Origin of the sequence: Paenibacillus agaridevorans (assembly GCF_003112455.1) — a bacterium.
GTDB classification, from domain to species: Bacteria; Bacillota; Bacilli; order Paenibacillales; family Paenibacillaceae; genus Pristimantibacillus; species Pristimantibacillus agaridevorans.
This window is the reverse complement of sequence record NZ_BDQX01000136.1, coordinates 23421-30510: the sequence shown is the minus strand read 5'-3', so window position 1 is coordinate 30510 and position 7090 is coordinate 23421. Positions and strand designations below refer to the sequence as shown.

4 protein-coding genes are annotated in these 7090 nt (G+C 53.5%); all 4 read left to right on the top strand.

Going from position 1 to position 7090, the window contains the following annotated elements:
* On the top strand, positions 1 to 2208 hold a 2208-nt coding region (locus tag PAT3040_RS36995; protein WP_181376602.1), incomplete at its 5' end, for a hypothetical protein.
* A gap of 19 nt (positions 2209 to 2227) precedes the next feature.
* The gene (locus PAT3040_RS13350; RefSeq protein WP_108993048.1) at positions 2228 to 4099 is read left to right on the top strand and encodes a hypothetical protein; all 1872 of its coding nucleotides are present in this window, start codon (positions 2228 to 2230) and stop codon (positions 4097 to 4099) included.
* On the top strand, positions 4096 to 5952 hold the full coding sequence (locus PAT3040_RS13345; RefSeq protein ID WP_181376601.1) for a VirB4 family type IV secretion system protein: 1857 nt from the start codon (positions 4096 to 4098) through the stop codon (positions 5950 to 5952). Before PAT3040_RS13350 ends, PAT3040_RS13345 begins: the two co-directional genes overlap by 4 nt.
* Before the next feature lie 3 nt (positions 5953 to 5955).
* The gene (locus tag PAT3040_RS13340; RefSeq protein WP_108993046.1) at positions 5956 to 7089 is read left to right on the top strand and encodes a M23 family metallopeptidase; all 1134 of its coding nucleotides are present in this window, start codon (positions 5956 to 5958) and stop codon (positions 7087 to 7089) included.
* Position 7090: the final 1 nt, after the last annotated feature.

Genomic DNA, 7090 nt, shown 5'->3' with positions numbered 1-7090 from the left:
CCAGAGGAGCCTGCCTCTGGCGGCGGGTGGTCGCTACCGGACTGGACGATCATATTAGGTCCACTCCCCAAGATTTTGGCAGACACCGGCGAGCGAATGGAGCAAATGACGACGACGGTATCGGATGTGATGAACGGTACGTTTCTAAAAACGGCTGTCGATAGCCTGGTTATTCTTTGGGCAGATGAATCGCTCACTCCAATGCTTACGGTCTTCCAGAAGATTTATTTGTTTACACCGCGTATTGCCGAGCTTGGATTTGTACGAACTTTATGGTCCGCCATCACGATTCTTTGCGTCATTGCCCTCTTTGTCGGCATCGGGGTACTCACGAATCAGGTGCTAAAAGGAAAGAAGGACATGAGGAAGCTGCTCATTGGGTTTATTGTCAGCCTGGGCACTTCCATTTTCAGTCTCACGATTCTTAATATCATTAACGTGTTGCTCAATTGGCTGACGCAAATGATGACGGAAGGAATTATCGGGACAACGGATCTGGACTACACCTCTCTTAGTGGCCAAGAAATTCTGAAGGCACTGACGATGGGCTCGGATGCGCTGACCGATCCGGCCTATGCAGGAAAGACATTAGGGGAAACACTGTCGGAAGTCGGTGGATTGTTCTCCTTGCTCGTACACACCTATACCGTCTTCCCCGTTATGTATGTGCTTGCGACCATCAAAATCCTCACCTTAATCGGGATGGCTATCGGCGTGGGCTTCTGGATCGCATACGTGGCGTTTAGTGGAAGGCTTGAGGTACTGATAGGTTTCCTCAATATCTACATCCGGACGCTATTCGTAGGCGTTATCATGACCCTCCATTGGGCTATCTTTGTCAAGGCACAGACCGACTACAGCCTAGGTGAAGGCATTTGGGCAGAGATGGGGGTTCATCCCGTCATCGCTGCGCCTGTGAGTGTCATCGTGCTGCTGATCCTGCTTTATTTTATCTGGCTTAAGCCGCTCTGGCGCGGTGTGCGGGATCCTATTACACTAAATGGCGGCAAAGTGGTAGAAAATGCCGGTCATTGGTCAGAGAAAGCCTCCACATCGCTGCAAGCTATTGGCAAACGCTTAGGTTCAGAAGGGATTCAAAAGCGTGGTCTCAATTTTGCATCCATGGCGAAAAAGATGCAGGACAGTGGGCGGAAGATGCAAGAGTCCCGCAGTCAACTTGGTAATCGCATGTTATCCAAGGCGACAGGCGGTGTTTCCGAAGTGCTGCAGGGCGTGCATTATGAGCAGCCAAAGGATTGGGCGGTGCAGACAGGAGATATCGTGACGCCGGAGGCAATGCCCGTTTCTTTTGCCGGTGCGCAAGTTGTCGCCGAGGCGCATGAAATCGCACATACGCTGAAGGCGGAGGGCTATCAGGCCGGTACGATGATTGTCGTTCCGAAAGCAGAACGAGCGGATATGCAAAACATGCTAGCGCTACCGAATTTCCAGCAAAAATATGGCTCGGCCTTGACCTATAAGGCAGCGACCGGCGAACTGGTGGCAAGCGGAAAGAACGGTTCAGCAGCGCTAAATGAACTGCGAGAAGCTCAATTTACGGTAACCGATTCTGTACATGGCCATACACTGGACGGCGTGTTCGTTGGACAGGATGGCGGTGTAAAAAAAATAGCCACCGGAAAGGCCGTCGACGAAGCGCTTCAAACGGTGAAACAGAAGCTGCCTGCCTTTACCAAGGCGAATCTATCGCCGGAGGATGCGGCTGCTGCACATGGACAACTGCTGGCGAATCCGAAGCGTTATCCGTGGGTAGACAAGCTGAAGCTACGTAAGGACGGGCTATGGGTGCCTGAGGAGCTGGTGCCGGAGGTGAAAACGGTGCTTGAAGGGATGCAGAAGCATGGCGTGAAGCGGATCCAATTGGATCTGCCAAAAGGCTCTCGCTTCCTCGGAAAGATGATGAAAGAGTGGCAGGATAGCGGGACGCATGATGAATGGCTGCCTGCTGTAGAAGCGGATGAGAAGACGAATCGTGTCCTGGTGCAACAGGAGAAGCTGACTTCCTTCCAAGCCGCTTATGATGCTTACCGGAAGGAGCGGACGCCGTATTGGCGAACGGCATCCGGCAAGGTGAAAGTTATTTTGGATGGTCAGCCGGTGGATTATGGTCAGCCGCCGCTAAGAGGTCTGGACATGGGTTCATTTGAGGACCTGCAAAGAGAAATGATGCGTAAACAACAAAGTTAGAAGGGAGGAGGAGAACGGGGTGAGAGAAGAACAGATGCGGCATGCCGAGGCGGAAGCCGAACTGCTGGGCATTTACCTCATGGGCGATATTCGCGAAGATGCGCAGTTTATGGGGCTGACGCTAAAGGATATGGGCTGGATCATTGGTACAACGCTCACCATCGGGCTTGTGCCTTTTTTATTGCCGTTTTCGTTCTGGGTCAAGTTGATCTGGCTCGTCCTAGTGATGGGGAGCAGCTTCATAGGCCGAGCTATTCGACTGCCTTATCGTCGAAAGCGGTACTACCTGGATAAACGGTATCAACCAAAGCGCGGCACCGGCACTGGACTAGAGACCTTGCTCGGCATGGAGGAAGACAGTTGGTTTTATACATCCAAGAACAAAAGCGGCAGACCGGTCGTACAGATGCTCTATAGCATTCAGGCACCGCCTTGGGAGACGGCGATTCTCAGTCAGAAACGTCAACGGATTGCGGCCTTCGGACAATTTATTCGTGCCTGCAGCAAGGAAGGGTTTACGATCGATGTGTTCGCCGAGCAGATACCGGACTATCGGCATGAAATTTGGGCACAGAAGGTGGAAGCGCCGTCCGATAGCGAAGGCATCGAGCAGCTCAAGATGATGCGCATTGGCATGTGGCGAGGGCTCGCACAGAGCGGCGAGGCGCAGCGAAGCGCTTATGTGCTGAGGCTGACCATCGACCAGCACCGGATCGATCCTCGGCAACGAGACGATGAGCCAGAGGGATCTAAGGAAGAGCTCAAACGGTTCCGTTTTGTTGCGGAGCTGCGGGAGAAGCAAGCTCGCGTCATGAACGTACTTGGACATAGCGGTCATCTGTACAGTTTGATCTCCGGCTATGTCACGCCGGAGCTGCTTGGACGCTGGTGGGATCGCAAAGCATGGGAGCGCTGGACGGATCTGCAAGAGTCCTGGCAGGAGCTGGAGGATGAGCAGCAGCAAGCGCTCGTCATGGAACAACAGGAACTCAAGGTCGAACATATCGAGGAGGAGGTGGAGCCGGAGGATCGGGATGTTCCGCTGATCATAGAAGAAGAGCCGATAACCACGAAAAAAAGCGCCTTCCGCTCGCTTATGACGGGACTGCGTACAACCGTAGGGACGATGTTTTCACGACTCCGAGTTTTGATCGCCAAGCGCCTTCGCAAGCGGAAATCGAAAACAGAAGGGACAGATGCAGTTGCTCTTGAGGATGAGCGGATCGAGGAAGCGACCGAGTCGCTCATGCTCACGCCAGGCGTTCGTTTGCTGACTTCGCCGGTGCCATCGGGGAAGACCTTTCTCGCCGTGAATCTGGGGACCGCATGGAGCTCACATGAGACGCCGGTGCATGTTGTGGATCTCTCACCCGATCAAGGCTGCAAGACGGCGCTTAATCCGTTGCCGCTCACCAGTCGTGAGGAGGGATGGGAGTCGTATATGTCCCGTCACGCACCTGGTTTGACGCTCTGGATCCCGACAGCTGGCTTTCGACATACCGATGCGGTAAAGGAGTTGCTGCAGAAGCTGGGACCTTCGCATCCGGTGCTGGTCGACTTGCCCTGGAGTCATCCCGGTCGGGAAGAATTGCAGGCGCACGGGATCGCGGTGGCCATCGTCGATAGCGACTATCATCATTGGCTGCGCTGGGAGCAAGCAGCGCCTCGTTGGATGGGCGAGGTCTGGATAAACGGTGCGGAGCCGGAGATGCAGCAGGCGGTTCGTACGCTTGTAAAGGAGCATTGGCAACCAACTGAGTGTCATATCTTCCCGGCTATAAAAGGGGCGAGGTACTGGCTGTATCAAGGGCGGCCGCCAGCAACGGATCCGGAAATCCGGCAGTTGCTTCGGCAGACCGGTGACACACAGGAAGAGGAGGGATGTGCATGATCGCAAATGCGCAACGGCTGATTAAAACATGGAAAAAAGCGGTCAAGCACCTGGAGATCAATGGATCCTTGGATGGGAAAGACGTCAAAAACGGGCATTATGTGCGCGTGGTGACGATCAAAGGTTATCCTCCCATGCTGCTCGCCGGTTATCTGGATACGCTCGATAAGATGGTCAGTGAGGAAGGGGCGACGCTTCGGAAGACAATCCGTTATGCCAAGAGTAAGGCTAAGTGGGGCTGGAGCCTTAAAAATAAGCTGAGGCGACTAGAGCGTAGCATGGAGACCGCGCAAGAAGCAGGCGATCCGGAGCGCAGAGCGGAGACAGCAGCGCGAGACACCATCCTGGCTCTGCGCGATGCGGCTTATAAGGACGAGCGAACCTTGGTCGATATTCATACCTTTCTGACGCTTTCCGCGCCGAAAAAACATCAGCTTGACGCAGCGACGAAGAAGCTCCAGTCCTGGTTCGACGATGTGATGGGTGAGCTTGACCTGCTCGAGCGCGAGCAAGTCGAGGCGATGAAGCAAACGAGCCCCGTTTGCGATCCGAACACAAAGACTGGCTTGTTTTTTCAGAAGCAGCACTACGGCAGGGTCACGACAGACATCGTTGCTGCCAAGACGTATCCCTTTACGCGAGGAAGCTTCTCGGATAATAAAGGGCTCTACTTTGGACGGCGGACGGAAGACGGAGGCTTTTGCTTTATCGACATCTGTAATCCGGACGATCCAAGAGCGCAAAACTTGACGGTGTTCGGCAAGACAGGTCAAGGTAAAAGCTTTTTCATGAAAGCGCTCGTTGTCTCACTCGTCGAGGAAGGCATACATGTCTTTGTGTTTGACCTGGATGGAGAATGGCGTGATCTATGCGAATATATTGGCGGTGTCTATGTCGATCATACGGCGGGAACGGGACGCTATTATGAGCCATTAACCATCATGCCAGCCTTGCCAGAACTCGACGCCGATTGTGCAGAGTTCAATCGTTCACGGCTGCAGAAGGCTATAGACGCCGGCATTCGGACACTCTCCCTTCTCGCCAAGGGATTGACCGATGTCCAGACTTTTGAGGCCGGAGAAGCCATTAAACGCGTGCTGGCATCTGCAGGGATCGATGTGGCGCAGGAAGAGACGTGGATGGGGCCGTACGCTGGACCCAGGCCGACGATTCATCTTGTATTTGAAGATATTCAGCGCGAAGCTGAGCGGAATGCGGATGCGAAGGGCTTGTTCGATAAGATTAAAATCTATTTCATCGGAATCTACAACGGCCTGTTCGCCATTGAGGAGCCGCTTGAGTTCCAGCGAGCGAAGCTTGTGGTCTATAAGGTTGGCAGCGGTCAGATGAAGGATAGCGATGCAAGCGATGAGCGAGCGCAGCAGGCTCAGTTGAAGATGAGTATGGCCATAGATGCCGTGAATGCCAATATTCAATATCTGAAGTTCCAAGGGGCGTACTTTTCCGCTGTACTGGTCGACGAAGGCCAGCGTCAGACGCAAAATCCGCACTTGCGTTCAGAGATTTTCAACTGGTATACGGCCATTCGTAAGTGGAACGGTATGATGATCCTGGGCTCCAATACGCCGATGATTATGCTGGATACAGCAGAAGGGATTGGCATGTGGGAAAACACCAATACGCGCGTGTATTTCTACATGGAACATTCCGCTGTTCGCGAGCTTGCACGTCATTCCGACATTCCACTTGAAGTCCAGCAGCGTATCAGCGAAAACGAAGATACAAATCGGTACGTCCTGGAGTACAACAAGAAATACGACGAGCTCCTCATGCAAGTGCCGGAACAAGAGGCCAGGCAGTATAAAACTCGCGGCCTGAAGCAAACGGGGTAAGTCATGGGGGATGGCGTTGTAACGAGATCAATTGAAGTCATCGAAAAGGTGCAACGAGCTAGGCGTATCTACCGGCTTGTGGCGTTGCTTGGATCGTCCACGGCACTAATTGTGATGGTTGTGATCATGATCGCCTTGCTTATCTTGCTCACACTCCTTCCGTTTATCATTTTTGGTAAAGAGGAGGATATGGCCTATAGCCCAGCAACCAGCAGCTGGGGGTGGATGGAGCCCTCCTATATCGATACGGACGGCAGCGCTTACGCCTGGCCCACCCCGACTATCGCACGCATTACCTCTTATTTTGGGCGACGTGATATCGGGGAGGGAGCGGAGATTCATAAGGGGATCGATATGGCGGACGGTGCGGAGAATACCGAGTTGCAGCCAATTTATGCCATGGCAGCTGGTAAAGTGATGATCGCCGGTGCAGCAGTTGGCTATGGCCAAGTGGTTCGTCTGGAGCATGATGGCGAACTGGTGTCCATCTATGGACATTTGGACTGGCGGATGGAGGTGAAGGTAGGAGACATAGTGGCCAAAGGCCAGCGTATTGGCCGTATTGGCGCTGGAAAGGTAGGGCGATCTACGGGACCGCATTTGCATTTTGAAGTGCGGAAACGAGGTGTTGCCGTCAATCCCCTCGACTACGTGAAGCCGCCAGGCAGCGAGCCGAATGTACCGCTAGAGCTGTCGTATCGCCCGTTAAAAACGGAGGCGGTGATGCGTTACCTGGTCTCGAAAAAGTCTGCACTCGCCGATCCGGACATTCTGGCCATGATTGATAAAGCCGGAAAGGCACAAAATGTGGATCCGCATTTTTTGATCGCGATCACCGGTCAAGAGCAATCCTTTGTACCGAGTAACAAAAAGCATGCCACGCTCATCATCCGTAATCCATGGAACGTGTTTGGCTGCTGGTGTAGTGGCAGGGGGGCGGATTTGACCACGGAAGAATCGGCGCTGATCGCAGCCAAGACCATCGTGAAACTATCGCAGTCACGACCGGCGAAGGTCGATCCCGTCTACTGGTTGGTCAGTCGGGAAAATCCACATGGATATTACGCCGAGCATACCGGCTGGTGGATCGGCGTGAAGAAGTTTTATAGAGTGCTGCTCGAAGCAGAGGGGGGATAAC